Raw genomic sequence first — 16,920 nt, 5'->3', positions numbered from 1 at the left:
TAAAAGGTGGTCTGAAAATGGCTATTTAAAGAAAAAATCTATATATTTCAATATGTTGAAGATACAAAATGGTGCCCCCAGAGAGACTCGAACTCCCGACCCCCTGATTACAAATCAGGTGCTCTACCAACTGAGCTATAAGGGCGTAACCATGTAGGAGTTAGCACAAACTCACAAAAAGGAAAACAGAAAATTATCAAATTTTGTACATATTAAAAGAAAACTATATAACAAATAAAAAAATAACCAACTTATTTCCTCTTTTACCACTTTTTACAGCAAGGTTGGAATTATTCTTATGTTGATATCTTATAGAATCTTTTATAAGAATTTACCATTTTGCTATCGAATTACGAATCTGAAGACTTTGATTGATGAGCAAGGTATTTTTCTAGCCAGTGAATATTATAATTACCATCAGCAACATCTTGATTATTAATAAGATCGCGAAAAAGAGGTAGTGTAGTTTTTATCCCATCGACGACAAATTCATCTAAAGCACGCCGTAAACGCATCATACATTCTAAACGGGTACGTCCATGAACAATCAGCTTTCCAATCATACTATCATAATAAGGGGGGATGCGATAACCTGAATAAGCACCTGAATCAACACGAATCCCTAAACCTCCAGGTGTATGAAAATGTGTAATGGTTCCAGGTGATGGCGTAAAGTTAATAGGATCTTCTGCATTAATACGGCATTCAATGGCATGACCAGAAAAACAGACATCATCTTGTGTCACTGAAAGCTCGCAGCCTGATGCAATATGGATTTGTTCATGGACTAAATCTATACCTGTAATTGCTTCAGTTACAGGATGTTCGACTTGTAAACGCGTATTCATTTCAATGAAATAAAATTCGCCATTTTCATAAAGAAATTCAATAGTACCAGCTCCACGATATCCAAGTTGGGCACAGGCATTTGCAACAATACTACCAATTTTTTTTCGTTCAGTTTCATTAAGTGCAGGTGATGTAGCTTCTTCCCATACTTTTTGATGCCGTCGTTGAAGTGAACAATCGCGTTCTCCTAAATGAATAGCATTTCCCGCACCATCACCTATGACTTGAATTTCAATATGACGGGGTTTTTCTAAATATTTCTCTATGTAAACAGCATCATCACCAAAAGCAGCTTTCGCTTCTGAACGCGTTGTTTTGAGAGCTATAGAAAATTCTTGTTCAGAATGAACGACTTTCATACCACGTCCACCACCACCGGCAGAAGCTTTGATAATAACGGGATAACCAATTTCACGAGCAGTGCGTAAAGCATCTGATTCTTCAGTGACTGCTCCATCTGAACCGGGAACTACAGGAATACCAAGTTTTTTGGCGGTCTTCTTTGCTTCGATTTTATCGCCCATGATTCGGATATGAGTAGCTGTTGGACCGATGAATGTAATATCATGGGCTTCTAGAACATCTGCAAATTTTGCATTTTCAGAAAGAAAGCCATAACCTGGATGAACAGCATCAGCTCCTGTAATTTCACAAGCAGCAATAATTTGCTGAATACTCAAATAAGAATCGCGAGCGGGAGGAGGGCCAATACAAACACTTTCGTCAGCAAGACGAACATGCATTGCATCTGCATCAGCGGTAGAGTGAACAGCTACGGTTTTTATGCCAAGTTCTTTACATGCACGCAAAACGCGAAGAGCAATTTCTCCCCGATTAGCAATGAGGATTTTTCGAATCATGGTTGCCCCTCGCTTTATTCAACAATAAGAAGTGGTTCACCAAATTCAACAGGTTGGCCATCTTTGACAAGAACAGTGGTTACCGTGCCTGAGCGTGGTGATGAAATTTGATTCATTGTTTTCATGGCTTCAATAATAAGTAATGTCTCTCCTTCAGAAACATTTTGTCCTACTTCTACAAAAGGTTGTGCACCTGGTGAAGGTGCAAGATAAGCTGTTCCAACCATCGGAGAGGTTATTGTGTTTTTTGATTTATCTTCTTGGATAGATTGTATGGGAGATTCAGTTGTTGGGACCGGAGAAGATGTTACAGAAAAAGTAGGAGTAGAAACAGGAGCATAGATTGCTTGCTCAGAAGAAGTTAAGGTATTTTGGCGTGAGACACAAATACGAAGCTCCCCTTGTTCAACTTCAATGTTCGTTAAATTGGTATCATTCAAAATTTCAGCAAGATCACGAATAATTTTCGTATCAATTGCGGTTTTTGCCGAATCCATTTTTTTTGTTGCCATTTTATTTCTAACTCCTTGATCAATGAAGATCGTCATTATCTCATTTTATGACCGAATATCTCTAGATTAGGGATGAGATCTTTTGAGGCTTTAAAGATTTTTATTTCCTTTAAATCATTATACTTTGCAATTTAAACTCGTATCTGCTTTACGCAAAATTGCACTTATAAGCCTGTTATCAAAAAAGAGAAAGCATAAAATTACCTCATTTACAGTATTCTTCCTAAAACTGATCAGGTATTCACCGTGTATTGTCTATCGCTTGTTTTAGAGTATCTTGTCTGGCTGCGCCAATGAATATTTTATTACCAATGATGTAAGAAGGTGTTCCCGTAATATGAAGTTTAGAGGCAATTTGGATATTTTCTTTAAAAGCGTTTTGTAGAGTCGGATCTTTTATTGCATTACGTAGTTTTTTCTCATCTGCTCCTAATGAAACAGCTACTTTAATAGCTTTAGCTTCATTTGCGCGACCCTGATACATTAAAAGCGTTTTGTGAAACTGAGGATATTTCTCTGGGAATTGTTTTCGAAATGCGTAGGCAACAGTATGGGCTGCCATAGAATCAGAGCTTAAAATTGGTAAATCCTTAATAATAACCTTTAAATCTGGATATTCTTTTATCAAGTCTTCTATATGTGAATAGGAACTTTTACAATATCCACAGTTGTAATCAAAAAAATTGACAAGCACTTTTTTACCATTTGGGTTTCCCAAAACGGCGTCATGAGGAGAATGAAAAATTTCTTTTTCTAATAAATGGATGACAGAAGTTTGTATTTTGTTTTCGTATTCATTCTGTTTTTCCAGCTTATCTTGAAGAATAAGCTGCATTTCAATCAGAACTTCTGGATGAGTAAGAAGGTACTCTCTGACAATTTGTTGAATATGATGAGAATCAGTATGTGGTATCATTTTTTCTTTAAGCTTAGATAAAAAGCTAGAATCTTCCAAAAGTTGTGTTTTAAGCTTTTCTAAGCTTAAATGATTTGCTGTTTTTGAGTGTGATGTTGCGTTTGATAAAGAAGGTAAAAAGATTAAAATACTCGACATAACTGGGACTAAAATTTTTGAAAGAGGTGTTATTTTCGAATTTTGAGAGTGATGAGTCATCTGTATACCTTCATATTTCCTAGTGTGTCATTGAGTGAACTATATGAAAAGCGTTATCTATGTGCAATAAAGCATTTAGCTATAGTGTGTATTTAAGAATGAGAAAAAACATCAATTTTTCTCTAAAAAGACTTCATATGATGAACTTTGGCTTGGCAAGGATTATTTTTTGTAAAAGATAAAAAAAATCTCTTTAATTTGTCAAATATTGTTTTGATGTATAAGGGTATCAAAAGCTTTTTGTGTGTGTTTATTTTAGAAAAAAGTACGTTGATAATACAATGAAGAACACTTGTATTATTTTTTCCTATTGCTTTATTGAGTACTGAGAAACAAAATTAAATAATGAAATGAAAAGTGAAATTATGAAAACCACAACACATTATGAGCTGTTTATCATTGGGGGAGGGATAAACGGGTGTGGATTGGCAAGAGACGCAGCAGGACGCGGATTTAAAGTGGGATTGGCTGAAATGAACGATCTTGCATCTGGGACCTCAAGTGCGTCAACAAAGCTTATTCATGGTGGGCTTCGTTATCTTGAACACTATGAGTTCAAACTTGTTCGTGAAGCATTGAAAGAACGCGAGATCATTTTACGTATGGCTCCGCATATTGTGCGTCCTTTGCGTTTTCTCCTTCCTTATCATAAAGAATTGCGCCCTGCTTGGATGTTGCGTTTTGGACTTTTTATTTATGATTATTTAGGGAATTGGAATCAGAAATTATGGCGTAGTAAAACAATTAATTTTTCAAAAAAATTTTGCTCTACACTGAAGAAAGAATATCAGAGAGGTTTTGAATATTCTGATGCAAGAGTAGATGATGCGCGTTTAGTTATTGGCAATGCTCGTGATGCAGAAAAGTGGGGAGCTGATATAAAAGTACGAACAGAAGTTCTCTCTTTAAAAAAAGAAGACAATAAATGGCGTATCGTTCTTCAAGACAAGTTAAGTAGTAAAGAATATAGTGTTACAGCTTCTTATGTTGCGAATATGACAGGACCTTGGATTGATCATGTTTTGGCAAGCATATTAGACTGTAAAGAACATCCACCAGTACGGCTTGTTAGAGGTTCTCATATTTTGGTTCCTAAGCTTTATACTCATGATCGTGCTTATATTTTTCAAAATGGTGATGGGCGTATTATATTTGCTATTCCGTATCAAGAAGAATTTACCTTGCTTGGAACAACAGATTGTAATTATCAAGGAGATCCGGCTGACGTTCATATTACTGATACAGAAATTGATTACATTTGTACAGCAGCCAGTGAATATTTCATACAACCAGTGTTGCCTGAAACAATTGTCTGGTCTTACTCTGGAGTTCGTCCACTCTATGATGATGGAGCTTCAAAAGCACAAGAAATTACGCGCGATTATGTTTTAAAAGAAATGGGAACAGGGACAACACCAAAGATTCTTAATCTTTACGGTGGAAAGATTACAACTTATCGTAAGTTGGCTGAAGATGCGATGAAATTTGTTGAAAAAGCGCTTGGTAAAAAGGGAGAATCATGGACGGCTAAGACAGTACTTCCAGGGGGTGATTTTCCGTATAATCAATTAAATATAATCGAAAATAAGATTGCTCTTTTGATGCCAGATTTAGATGCTTTTACACATCGAAGACTCGCACGCTCCTATGGTACGGAAGCATTAGTGATATTTGCACATGGTAAGGCAAATAGAGGAAAAAATTTTGGACATGGGCTTTATGAAGTAGAAGTAAAATGGTTGATGGAAAAAGAATGGGCTAAAGCATGTGAAGATGTGTTATGGCGTCGTTCAAAACTTGGTCTCCTATTTAATGAACAAGAGGTTGATACTCTTTCTTCCTATATGCAAGGTAAACAAGAGATTGAATAACGTTTATGATCATTTCATTTTACAGATTTTATCTTGCAATATTGTAAAATATTTTTTTCTCAAGAGATACTGGTGTCAGTCATACATATTAAAAAGACAATGATTGTCTATACCCTGATTTTAGTTTTTTTTTGCAAGAGTCATAAAATGGCAAAATTAGATAGAATATTTAGGATCAAATTTATCTATCTTATAAAGTGAAATCCAAGAATATTACCAAGAATCACTCATTGAGAAAAAATGATTTATAATTAGCTTCGTGTAAAATAAGGATTTTTATTTTTTCTTGAGGAGAAGATAAAAGTACCTTCTGTAGCGTTTATTTGCACAATAAGTTAAAAAAAATCTAAAGAAAATTAAATCTATTATGAAAAATTTTTTTCATGTTTATATACCTGAACACTAATCTATAAGAAATGCCATATTGTGTTTTATCATGATTGATTGTAGTAAATCTTTATATCAATTGAAGATAATGGGCTGTTATTATACTCATGATAGTATAAGAGAATAAAACTTTCCGTAAACTAAAAGTAAGTATTTTTCTATGTATAAAGAGAGCTATAGGGATATGAGAGTAATAGTACCCTCATGATATTTTACAACCTTCCATCACCTGTAAAATTTGCAGTAGCACCAATGTTGGACTGGACAGATCGACATTGCAGGTTTTTTTATCGTCTTTTAACGAAAAAAGCACTCCTTTATACGGAAATGATGGTAGCAGATTCTGTCATTCATGGTGTTCGCGAACAATTGTTGGCTTTTAGCGATAAAGAACGTCCAGTTGCATTACAATTAGGGGGGGCAGATCCGAAAAAGTTAGCAGTAGCTGCACGAATTGCTGAAGATTTTGGCTACAACGAAATAAATCTCAATGTCGGTTGCCCATCAAATCGTGTTCAAGCAGGTGTCTTTGGGGCTTGTTTGATGCTACATCCAGACATCGTGGCAAATGCTGTGGAAGCGATGAAACGAGAGGTTACTATACCAGTAACTGTCAAATGTCGGATTGGAGTAGACGAACAAGATGAAGAGTTAGCGTTAGATCTTTTGGCTAATCAGGTTTGGAATGCTGGATGTGATGCGCTCTGGATACATGCACGCAAGGCATGGCTACAAGGATTGAGTCCGAAAGAAAATCGCAATATTCCGCCCCTTAATTATGAAAGGGTTTATAAATTAAAACGTAAATATCCTCATAAATTCATTGGGATAAATGGTGGAATTAAATCGATAGATGAGATCAAAAAACACTTAACTTTCTGTGATGCTGTCATGCTTGGTCGCCAAGTTTATCATGATCCAGCTTTGTTAAAACATATTGATTTTGAACTCTATGATGAGGCGCAAAATAATCTGAGTGAGAGTGATCTTATTGAGGTTATGTGTGATTATGCGGCTCGACATATTGCATCGGGAGGGCGCCTTTCTCATGTGACGCGTCACATGATTGGTTTATTTCATGGGCGGGGTGGTGCACGTCGATGGAGGCAAATATTATCAAATGATGCGACAAAACCAAATGCAGATATATGTATTTTAAAAGAAGCTTTTTATGCTCTCATTTAATAACAGCCTGGCATTAACATATGTTAAAGTTGAGATCCTTTGTTTTTTGATTTCTTTATGATCATTTTGATCCCTTCGATTTTATGAGTTTTTGAAAGTTTGCAACTTCTGTTATAGAAGGAATGTTAGAATTTATATATTAAACAACATGCTGATTGCTTCTATTTAATAGAAAAATAGGTTAAGAGCATAATGTAAAAATAGTAATAACATATTGATAATATTTTTAAATCTTTCATATTCGTTATTTGATTAGAACATAGAATATAGAAATCATTGCTTTCATAATATTTAACGCTTTTAAGGCACTATTTAAAAAACAATAAATTATTCATATCCTATATATATGACGTGATTTTCATAAACATTGTAGATTTTAAAAGGTATCCTTATGACCGCTAGTCCATTTGATGATTTTCGTGCTTTGCTTACAAATTTACCTGTTGCTGATGAGTTTTCTATAATCTTGGCAAAAAAACGGCAAAAAAACTTAACAAAAGAGCAAGGAACATTGGGAAAACTGGGAGATATTGCTGTTTGGTATGCGGGATGGAGGGGTACAGAAAAACCTATTGTAACGCGACCTTTGGTCGCTATTTTTTCTGGAAACCATGGTATAGTAGAAGAAAATGTTACACCATTTCCACAATCTATGACACAAAAGATGGTGCAAAATTTTGCATCTGGTGGAGCTGCTATCAATCAAATTTGTATTGCTTATGATCTTGGATTAAAAATATTTGATTTAGCATTGGAATATCCAACAATGAATATTACGAAGGATGCTGCAATGGATGAGCGGAGTGCAGCTGCTACAATGGCATTTGGAATGGAATCCATTGCGGGTGGGACAGATCTTTTATGTATTGGAGAAATGGGAATTGGAAACACAACAATAGCTTCAGCTTTATGCTTAGCATTGTTTGGAGGAGAAGTGGAAGAATGGACAGAAAATGGTATGGAATCAGAAGGTGATTTTTATCAGCGTAAAATCGCAGCGGTTAAGACAGCCATTTCTTTGCATAAGGATTATTTTAATGATCCTTTTGAGATAATGCGTCGCTTAGGAGGACGTGAAATTGCTGCTATGGTTGGTGCTATTTTAGCAGCAAGAATAGGAAAAATACCCGTTATTTTAGACGGTTTTGTAGCAACAGCAGCTGCAGCAGTCCTTTATAAAATGCATCCAAAAGCTCTTGATCATACCCTTGTTGGACATGTTTCTTCTGAGACAGCTCATCGTAAACTTTTAAAAAAAATTGGCAAAGAACCACTTCTGGATTTGGGGATGCGTCTTGGTGAAGGGACAGGAGCAGCTATGGCAGCTGGTATTGTCAAAGCTGCTGTTTTAACACATGCACAAATGGTGGTTTTTAACAAGGAAGTTTGAATGCCTAAAAGATAATGAGACGATATAAAAAACTCTTAAGAGGTTTGTTCATGCGTCTTGTCGTGTAATTTAATATAATTGAGTGGAAGTTCCGTTGTATATTTAATCTGTTCCATTGCGAAAGAAGATGAGACATCACGGATGTCAATTTTAGAAATTAATTTTTTATAAAAAAGATCATAAGCTTCAATGTTGGGCACAACAACACGCAATAAATAGTCAATATCTCCACTCATTCGATAAAATTCAATGACTTCACGGAATTCTTGCACAATTTTTGAAAAACGCTTAAACCATTCATGACTATGTGTGTTTGTGCGAATAGACACAAAAACAGTGACGTGCGCATTCACTTTTTCTGGAGAGAGAACGGCAACACGACGCTGAATGACGCCATCTTCTTCAAGTTTTTGAATTCTACGCCAGCAAGGAGTGGTCGAAAGTCCCACTTTTTTAGCAATATCAGCAACAGAAAGTGTTGCATTTTCTTGCAAAAGATGTAAAATTTTTCGGTCAAGACGGTCCATATTTTTTCTCAATATTTTAATTTATAAAAATTTACGCACTAAACGACGCAGATATATGATAAGCTCATCGTTGAACCATGGGTTTTTCTGTAACCAAGAGGTATTTCGCCATGATGGATGAGGCAAAGGCATAACGTTATAGCCTTGAGGTTGGGGGATGGAAAGAATATTTCTCCAATCACTAACGGTTGCTGAAACAGTTTTATGTTTTAATTCTGTAATATGCCACTTTTGCGCATAACTGCCAATAGCAAGAACAAGCTTTATTTGAGGCATCGCTTGAAATATCTTTTCATGCCATATTTCTCGACATTCACGCCTTGGTGGTAAATCAGCTTTATTGTTGTCATAACCTGGAAAACAAAATCCCATAGGAACAATAGCAAAAAGAGATTTGTTATAAAATTCTTCTTTCGTTACCCCCAACCAATCACGCAGCCTTTTTCCAGAGCGATCATTAAAAGGGATAGAAGTTTCATGGACACGCAATCCTGGTGCTTGTCCTGCAATTGCAATCGAAGCCGTATCGGATAAATAAACGACGGGATTTGGTTCGTGAGGAAGAGGAGGGAAATAATGTGGTTGTTGGATACAAACACGACAGGAATAGATTTTTTTTTCAAGTTTAATAATCTGATTACATCGTTTCATTGGTCAATGAAATTAAAAAATATTTTTCTTATTCAGTGCGAGGATTTGCTTTGCGCCATTCTCGCGGTCGTTGAAAACTTGATGCCCATATTCCTTTCTTTTTCTTTCTAGCTTCTTGTTCTTCTTTGGGGTATTCATAATAACTTACAGCCCAACCATTATGTACAAGCGTTGCATTGATATTGCTAACGTGTTTTGTTTTACATGTTGCAAGAACACGACGGTATTGATCTGTTTTATGCCAGTGACATGTAACAGTTTTATTTTCTAGTAGTTGTTCTAAATATTTTTTAGCCTCAAGTCCACAAGGGTAGCGTTCCTTCTTTTTTCCACAAAATTGGTGGAGTTCAGGAGCATCAATTCCAACCAGTCGAACCTTAATTGAAGAAATCATGATAGAATCGCCATCAATGATTATCGCATTTCCTTCAACAGAGTTTTGAGAAGAAAATTTTTCTTTTTGAGTCAACGGCTGATTTTGCATAAAATAAACTGATATAACAATAAGAATGCTAGCAGCAACAAAAATATTAAAACCAGTGATTTTTTTTAAGCTTCTTAGATTAAAATGAGAATTTTTTTTCATGAAACCAAGAAACTGCTAACATTATTATAACGCACTCTATTTTAGTATTGCTTATAATTCGTTCGAGAAATTTTATTCATATGACGAAACAATGTCTCGTTTTAATGACAAAATTTTCGTTAGATAATCACAATAATCAAATATTCATGTAGAATATATGTAAGCAACTTAAATAATAAATCAACTTATTCAAAACCGTACAAAACATACAAATTTTAAAGTAAACTTTTTAAACTTAAGGAAACAAAAAACACCCCTCAAAAAATAACTTTGAAGAGCAATATTCCCACATCTCTTTTGGAGTATAAAATCTATCAATTCAATGATAAGTCTATTTATTTAATTTTTGTTTCTTTAAATTCAACGTGCTTTTTTACAACTGGATCATATTTACGCTTGCTCATTTTATCTGTCATTGTACGGCTGTTTTTCTTTGTTACATAGAAAAAACCGGTATCTGCAGTTGATAAAAGCTTGATCTTAATGGTTGCTGCTTTAGCCATAATGTAAGAACCCTATTTATACTGAAAAAATATTATCTTGTTATCAAAACTTATTTCTGATGTCATCAGATTTTCCAGCAACACTACGGATGTTCTCAAAAAAGTCAAGAGCTGATTAATTTTCTCATAAGTTGGACAAACACCAGAGTGACATATAAACTAAAAAAAACAGCCATAGCTATTGAAAAACCGAAAGGATTAAAGATATCCATGGATTTTCCGATAACGGTCGGCCCGATAAGCATACCAATTCCATAGCAAAAAATAAAAGCAGAATTAGCAGCAGCAAGTTCTTGTCCCTTGAGACGTGCCCCTAGATGTGCAAGGCCGATTGTATAAAGGCTCGCTGATACACCACCAAGAAGGAACAGATCAAGCATCAGAATCCATGGATATTGAATGATCCATGGTACCATGAAAGTTCCCACAAAACCTAAGATAGCGCAACTTATCAGCGGATAGCGTCGATCTTTGGCATAATCGCTTATAATGCTGATAGGAATTAAGAGGAAAACATTTCCGAGCGCAAGGGTTGCTATAAATTGTGCTGCTTCATTCTCATTATAACCAATGGATAAGCTAAAGGGTGTAATAAGAGTTAATGCGCCCATTTGAATAGCACCGTAAACAAGTACTGCCATCATTGCGCTTGGAACGTGAAAAAGATAATGAAAAAATGGTGTATATTGGCTTTTTTGAAATTCTGGACTTAATTTCCAAGCGGCAAGAATTGGGATAGCAGCCAATATAATAAGACTATAACCAACAGCAAAAGGAATAAATCCTCGTGTTCCCACTTTTGCTAATAGTGTTGGACCTACCGCAAACCCTAATCCTAGGACAATAGCATAAATGGAAAGAACCAAACCCATATGGATTCAAAAAAAAGAATCCTAAAAAACTTAAAGATCCTATGGCCATCATAAATAATATCGTTTTAGAAATGCCTAAGCATAAGGCGATTCGAGAAGTAAAAATAGCTGCAACAATTGTGGCAAATCCACCAACAGTTCCACTATAGCCGATCATACTATTGGAAATACCTTTCTCTGCCATAAGAAGAGAGACAAGTTGTGTTCCTATTCCCAATGCTGTTCCAACGGTGCCAATAGTTACAATAGCTGCAATAATTGCACGCAAAGAATTGTTTTGAGAGTCAAAAGCTTTTTTTTCATGAGAATGGCTTAAGGTACTTTTGTTGATTTAAACAATAAAAAGATGAGATGAAATGAAAGGGAGCCAAAACTATTCTTTGCAGTTTTTCTCATTCCCTGAGTATAAAAAACTGCAAGATTTTTATATGGTTATTATAGAGATAACAATAAAATTTATCCTCTTGTATACTAAAGAAAAAAGATTGTACACATAAAATAATAAAAATATTACATAATATAAGTCATTTCGTAACTTGAATTTATTCATTCTTTTATTATTCATGTTCTATTTAATGGAGGACAAGAAGCTTAATTTTTTCTTTTCCCATAAAAAGTATGCTTTTGTTTTTTTAATTTGTTTTTATGGTAGGATGTCGGTAAAAATTTTATTGGACGAGGTTTTGTTAAGAGTTCAAAGGATAAAGCGCCAGCAAAAGGTTGTACCGTTATAAGTTTTACTTCTACAACATCACTGAGCTGATAGCCTTTATGGCTACGCTGTCCTATAAGAACATGTTGTGCTTCATCAAAATGATAATAATCATTTTTAAGTGTAGAAATATGGACAAAACCATCTATATTGAGTTTATCAAGTGAGATAAAAAGACCTGCTTTTGTAACTCCGGAAATGCGACCTGTAAAAATACGGCCGATTTTATTCGTTAAATAGTGAGCAACAAGCCGATCAATAGTTTCCCTTTCAGCCATCATTGCACGGCGCTCGTATAAAGAAATTTGCGTAGCAATTTCTGCAAGATTTTGTTCTTGTGTATCTGTTAATTGATCATTTCCTAATTTCAGCGTTTTAATGAGTGCTCGATGAATAATAAGATCAGCATAACGACGGATGGGGGATGTAAAATGTGTATAGTTATGTAGGTTTAAACCAAAGTGGCCGATATTTTTTGGATTATACTCAGCTTGAGATTGTGAGCGCAGAATAACTTGGTTGATCAATTCTTTTTGTGGTGTATTCGTCACTTTTGCCAGAATGCTATTAAGGCGCGCTGAGGTAAGTTCGCTTCCGCGGGAGAGTGGTATCCCCAAACTTTGAAGAAAGCTCCGAAGTATTTCTTGCTTAGCAAGAGAAGGTTTTTCATGAATACGATAAATGAGGGGCTGGTGATGTTGTTTTAATGTTTCAGAAGCTGCAATATTGGCTTGTATCATAAACTCTTCAATTAAACGATGCGCTTCTAATTGTGTTTCACTCACAACATCTTTTATGCATCCGTTTTGATCAAGAATAATCTTTTTTTCTGCAATTTCTAATTCTAATGGTTGGCGACGATTTCGCGCAGCTTTAAGGCATGTATAGGCTTCCCATAAGGGTTGCAAAATGCTCTCAAAAAGAGCGGCTGTTTTTTCATTTATATTACCTTCAATTGCTAATTGTACTTCTTGATAAGAAAGCTTGGCTCTTACACGAATCATAGTACGATGAAAACTATGTTTTTGTTTATTACCGTTTGCATCAAAAATCATACGAACGGCTAAAGCTGGTCTTTCTTTTCCTTCACGCAGAGAACATAAATCATGAGAAAGGCGTTCAGGTAACATTGGCACAACGGTATCGGGAAAATAAACAGAATTTCCACGTTTCAATGCTTCTTTATCTAATGCGCTTCCTGTTTTGATATAGTAAGAAACATCTGCAATGGCCACAATAATAATCCAACCATCATTATTTGCTGGATCCTTATCCTTGGTTGCATAAACTGCATCATCATGGTCTTTTGCATCTGGTGGATCAATTGTAATAAATGGTAATTGTCGCCAATCTTCACGATTATCCATATTGGCAGCTTTAGTATGTTTGACTTGCTCAAGAACACTTTCAGGAAAAATATAAGGAATTCCTTTCGAAAGAAGCGCTATCATTGAGAGTGTTTTTTCACTCTTAATATGCCCTAAAACATTCTTTATTTTTGCGCTCTTTAATCCGTAACCAGTATTTTTTTTAATTTCGACTTCAACGAGATCACCAATTTCAATCTTCATTTCTGGAGACATTTCAACAATGAGTTCATTGGTTTTGCGGTCTATAGGATCAAGGCGCCATTGATTATTTTCAAATTTTCGTACAACAGCAAATGCGCTTTTGGGAGATACATCAATTTTACGAATAATTCGTCCCGAATAAGGGGGGCTTGAGCTTTCAGAATTTTTATTTCGAAAAACTTTTACAAGAATATGATCTCCAACACCAATGCTACTTCCTTTTATGTGATGAAAAGAGTGTATTTCAATATTGGGCTTTGGAGAATCTTCCCATTCAAGAGGTTGAGCGATAAAACTTCCATCTTTATCACGTCCGCTAATTTTTACTAAAGTAACAGGAGGTAATTTTTCTTTGTTTACTGCTCTTTTGCGTTGTTTAGATATAAGATTTTTATCCTTCAACTCACGTAATATATCTCTAAGCCAAATATGAGAATCGCCTTTTAAGTTAAAAGCTTCGGCGATTTCTCGTTTACTTGAGTGGTTAGGATTCTCATTTATAAAAGAAAGGATTTCTTCCTTATTGGGAAATTTTTTCCCCTTGAATGAAGAGAGATATTTTATGTTTTTTTCACCTTTAGCCAAAATTTATGTCTCTTTTATTTTTGCTTTTGTTTTAGAAGAAGCTCTTTTTGAAGTTGTTTTTTTACTAGATGCTTTAGCCGATATAAGTTCTAATGCCTCTGGCAGTGTTACACTAATGGGATCTTTATCTTTTGGCAATGTTGCATTAATTTTACCCCAATTGACATAAGGACCATAACGCCCGTTGCGCACGGTAATAGTTCCTCCTTCGGGATGCTCTCCTAATGTTGCCAATGCTGTAGGTGTTGTTCTTCTTTGCTTGGTTTTGTTTTCTTGTTGTTCTGCCAATACTGTAACAGCGCGATTGATACCAATATCAAAAACTTCATCTGCATGAAGAAGGCGCGCAGATTTTCCGTTATGGCTAAGATAGGGACCATATCGTCCAATCGTAGCTGTGATTGTTTTTCCAGTTTCAGGATGAGTGCCAATTTCACGGGGAAGGGATAGTAAAGCCAAGGCTTTATCAAGGGTTACGTTTTCTGCCTGCCATTCTTTTGGTAGTCCTGCACGCTTAACTTCTTTGCTTTCACCAAGTTGAATATAGGGACCAAACCGACCATTACGAAGAGAGATATCTTTTCCTGTTTCAGGGTCAATACCAAGGATAACAGGTTCATCATTGCGCACAGCTTCATTCTCTTCTCCAGTATCTGTACCGAGTTGGCGTGTGTACTTACATTCGGGATAATTAGAACAGCCAACAAAAGCACCATAACGACCGAGTTTTAATGATAATTGACCATTTTTACAAAGAGGACAGGAACGCACATCACTTCCATCTTCACGTTCAGGAAAGGCGAGAGGTGCTAATGTTACATTTAAAACATCAAGAACATTGGTTATACGGAGTTCTTGGATATTGCTAATAGATGCATTAAATCCATCCCAAAAATCTCGCAATACGTCTTTCCAAGAAAGTTTTCCATCAGAGATAAGATCCAGCTTTTCTTCAAGATCTGCTGTGAAACCATATTCTACATAGCGATTAAAAAAATTTTCAAGAAAGGCTGTAACAATACGTCCCTTAGCATCGGGAATAAGCTTTCGTTTATCAATTACAATATATCCACGGTCACACAATGTCGCCAATGTGGAGGCATAAGTTGAAGGACGACCAATTCCTAACTCCTCAAGCTTTTTAATTAATGAAGCTTCAGAATAACGAGAAGGGGGCTCTGTGGTATGCTGTACAGATTCAACTTTTTCTTTTGTAAGTGCTTCACCAGTGTTTATTTGTGGTAAACGTGTTGTTTCATTTTCTTCATTATTTTCTTCGTCTCGTTGATCGGTGTAGACGGAAATAAAGCCATCAAAGCGAATAACAGATCCTGTTGCTCGTAGATTTGCACGGTTTTCTCCTTGCTGTGCTTCAATTTCAACAGTTGTGCGTTCAATTTCAGCAGAACGCATTTGGCTGGCAATAGCACGCTTCCATATCAACTCATAGAGCTTTGCTTGATCGCTATCGAGAAAATTACGGACTTGACTAGGATTGCGTTGAAAATCTGTTGGACGGATCGCTTCGTGTGCTTCCTGTGCATTTTTTGCCTTTGTTGAATAAAAACGTGGTTTTTCAGGAATATAGTCTTTACCGAAAGTTTCATGAATAACTTTTCGTGCTGAATCAATAGCCTCTGGTGCTATTTGCACACCATCGGTACGCATATAAGTAATAAGCCCTGCCGTTTCACCATTAATTTCAATACCTTCATAAAGCTTTTGGGCAATTTGCATAGTGCGAGAAGCTGAAAATCCTAATTTTGAAGAAGCTGCTTGTTGTAGTGTGGAGGTTGTAAATGGAGGAAGAGGATTTCTCTTTGTAGGTTTTGCTTCAACACTGAGTGTATGATATTGGGCTTTCTTCAACATAAAGCGAATTTGGTCTGCTTGTTCTTGAGATTGAATATCAAGCTTGCCTATTTTTCGTTGATTAAACATTGTCAATCTTGCTTGGAAACTATCATTTCGGATGGTTTTTAATTGTGTTGTAACGGACCAATAATCTTCTTTGATAAAATGTTCTATTTCTGATTCACGATCACAAATAATACGCAAAGCAACCGATTGAACGCGTCCTGCTGAACGTGCACCAGGGAGTTTCCGCCATAAAACAGGTGAAAGTGTAAAACCAACGAGATAATCAAGTGCGCGACGTGCAAGATAAGCATCTACAAGTGATGTATCAATATCACGTGGATTGTTCATAGCATCAAGCACAGACTTTTTGGTGATGGCATTGAAGACAACTCTTTTAATAGGTTTATCTTTTAAAACTTTTTTTTGACGAAGAACATCCAGAATATGCCATGAAATAGCTTCCCCTTCACGATCAGGGTCTGTTGCTAATATAAGGCTATCGGCTTCTTTAACGGCTTTTGCTATTTCATTTAAACGTTTAGCGGCAGAAGAATCTATATCCCATTTCATAGAAAAATCTTGATCCGGTAAAACAGAACCATCTTTTGCAGGTAAATCACGAACATGTCCAAATGATGCGACAACTTTGTATTGAGACCCAAGATATTTATTAATTGTTTTTGCTTTTGCTGGAGATTCAACGATAACGATATTCATAATTTTACCCAAATATTGAAATAAAAAACTTTTTTATAAACGCCTTTTACGCGAATAGCTAATGACAATTGCTTAAGAGAACATAAAAAAATATTAGCCATATAAAAAACATGAATATTGTACAACTTATGATTGTTATTATTAGAATACACCCTATATAGAATTACA

13 protein-coding genes and 1 tRNA gene are annotated in these 16,920 nt (G+C 35.7%); 3 read left to right on the top strand and 11 right to left on the bottom strand.

Annotation, left to right across the window (positions count from 1 at the left end; translation table 11 throughout):
* Positions 1-69 precede the first annotated feature (69 nt).
* The 4 genes from ACFINF_RS04490 to ACFINF_RS04475 form a co-directional block, all read right to left on the bottom strand.
* Positions 70-145, bottom strand: a tRNA-Thr gene (locus tag ACFINF_RS04490).
* A gap of 205 nt (positions 146-350) precedes the next feature.
* Positions 351-1,709: an acetyl-CoA carboxylase biotin carboxylase subunit gene (gene accC, locus ACFINF_RS04485; RefSeq protein WP_273787929.1), complete on the bottom strand. Its 1,359-nt coding sequence runs from the start codon at positions 1,707-1,709 to the stop codon at positions 351-353.
* A gap of 14 nt (positions 1,710-1,723) precedes the next feature.
* Positions 1,724-2,221 carry an acetyl-CoA carboxylase biotin carboxyl carrier protein gene (accB, locus tag ACFINF_RS04480; protein WP_375619846.1) on the bottom strand — a complete coding sequence of 166 codons (498 nt, stop codon included), beginning with the start codon at positions 2,219-2,221 and terminating at the stop codon, positions 1,724-1,726.
* A 241-nt stretch (positions 2,222-2,462) separates the two neighbouring features.
* Positions 2,463-3,335, bottom strand: coding sequence for a DsbA family protein (locus tag ACFINF_RS04475; protein ID WP_375619845.1), 873 nt, complete (start codon positions 3,333-3,335; stop codon positions 2,463-2,465).
* A 350-nt stretch (positions 3,336-3,685) separates the two neighbouring features.
* On the opposite strand from ACFINF_RS04475, the gene glpD reads away from it, so the two are divergent.
* The 3 genes from glpD to cobT all read left to right on the top strand — a co-directional run bounded on the left by glpD (position 3,686) and on the right by cobT (position 8,168).
* A complete protein-coding gene (gene glpD / locus ACFINF_RS04470) occupies positions 3,686-5,206 on the top strand; it encodes a glycerol-3-phosphate dehydrogenase (protein ID WP_375619844.1) in 1,521 nt (506 codons plus the stop codon).
* A 591-nt stretch (positions 5,207-5,797) separates the two neighbouring features.
* Complete coding sequence (gene dusA / locus ACFINF_RS04465) at positions 5,798-6,778, top strand: tRNA dihydrouridine(20/20a) synthase DusA (RefSeq protein ID WP_375619843.1); 981 nt, start codon at positions 5,798-5,800, stop codon at positions 6,776-6,778.
* Positions 6,779-7,169: 391 nt separating this feature from the next.
* The gene (gene cobT / locus ACFINF_RS04460; RefSeq protein ID WP_375619842.1) at positions 7,170-8,168 is read left to right on the top strand and encodes a nicotinate-nucleotide--dimethylbenzimidazole phosphoribosyltransferase; all 999 of its coding nucleotides are present in this window, start codon (positions 7,170-7,172) and stop codon (positions 8,166-8,168) included.
* Between the two features lie 35 nt (positions 8,169-8,203).
* Here cobT and ACFINF_RS04455 read toward each other — a convergent pair whose 3' ends face one another.
* From ACFINF_RS04455 to topA, 7 genes are all read right to left on the bottom strand, one after another.
* Complete coding sequence (locus ACFINF_RS04455) at positions 8,204-8,695, bottom strand: Lrp/AsnC family transcriptional regulator (protein WP_375619841.1); 492 nt, start codon at positions 8,693-8,695, stop codon at positions 8,204-8,206.
* A gap of 21 nt (positions 8,696-8,716) precedes the next feature.
* Positions 8,717-9,346 carry a uracil-DNA glycosylase family protein gene (locus tag ACFINF_RS04450; RefSeq protein ID WP_375619840.1) on the bottom strand — a complete coding sequence of 210 codons (630 nt, stop codon included), beginning with the start codon at positions 9,344-9,346 and terminating at the stop codon, positions 8,717-8,719.
* 28 nt (positions 9,347-9,374) lie between these two features.
* Positions 9,375-9,932 (bottom strand): thermonuclease family protein, encoded by a 558-nt coding sequence (locus ACFINF_RS04445; RefSeq protein WP_375619839.1) that lies wholly within the window; start codon positions 9,930-9,932, stop codon positions 9,375-9,377.
* 335 nt (positions 9,933-10,267) lie between these two features.
* Positions 10,268-10,435, bottom strand: coding sequence for a 50S ribosomal protein L33 (gene rpmG, locus ACFINF_RS04440; protein WP_004864083.1), 168 nt, complete (start codon positions 10,433-10,435; stop codon positions 10,268-10,270).
* A gap of 104 nt (positions 10,436-10,539) precedes the next feature.
* Positions 10,540-11,307 carry an MFS transporter gene (locus ACFINF_RS04435; protein WP_375619838.1) on the bottom strand — a complete coding sequence of 256 codons (768 nt, stop codon included), beginning with the start codon at positions 11,305-11,307 and terminating at the stop codon, positions 10,540-10,542.
* A gap of 591 nt (positions 11,308-11,898) precedes the next feature.
* Positions 11,899-14,175, bottom strand: coding sequence for a ribonuclease R (gene rnr, locus ACFINF_RS04430; protein ID WP_375619837.1), 2,277 nt, complete (start codon positions 14,173-14,175; stop codon positions 11,899-11,901).
* A 3-nt stretch (positions 14,176-14,178) separates the two neighbouring features.
* Entirely contained in the window at positions 14,179-16,752 is a 2,574-nt protein-coding gene (topA, locus tag ACFINF_RS04425; protein WP_375619836.1) for a type I DNA topoisomerase, read from the bottom strand.
* Positions 16,753-16,920: the final 168 nt, after the last annotated feature.

This window comes from Bartonella sp. TS25HLJMH, assembly GCF_042193505.1.
Lineage (GTDB): Bacteria > Pseudomonadota > Alphaproteobacteria > Rhizobiales > Rhizobiaceae > Bartonella > Bartonella grahamii.
Note: the sequence above shows the minus strand (reverse complement) of the source record. Positions and strands in the feature narration are given on the sequence as shown.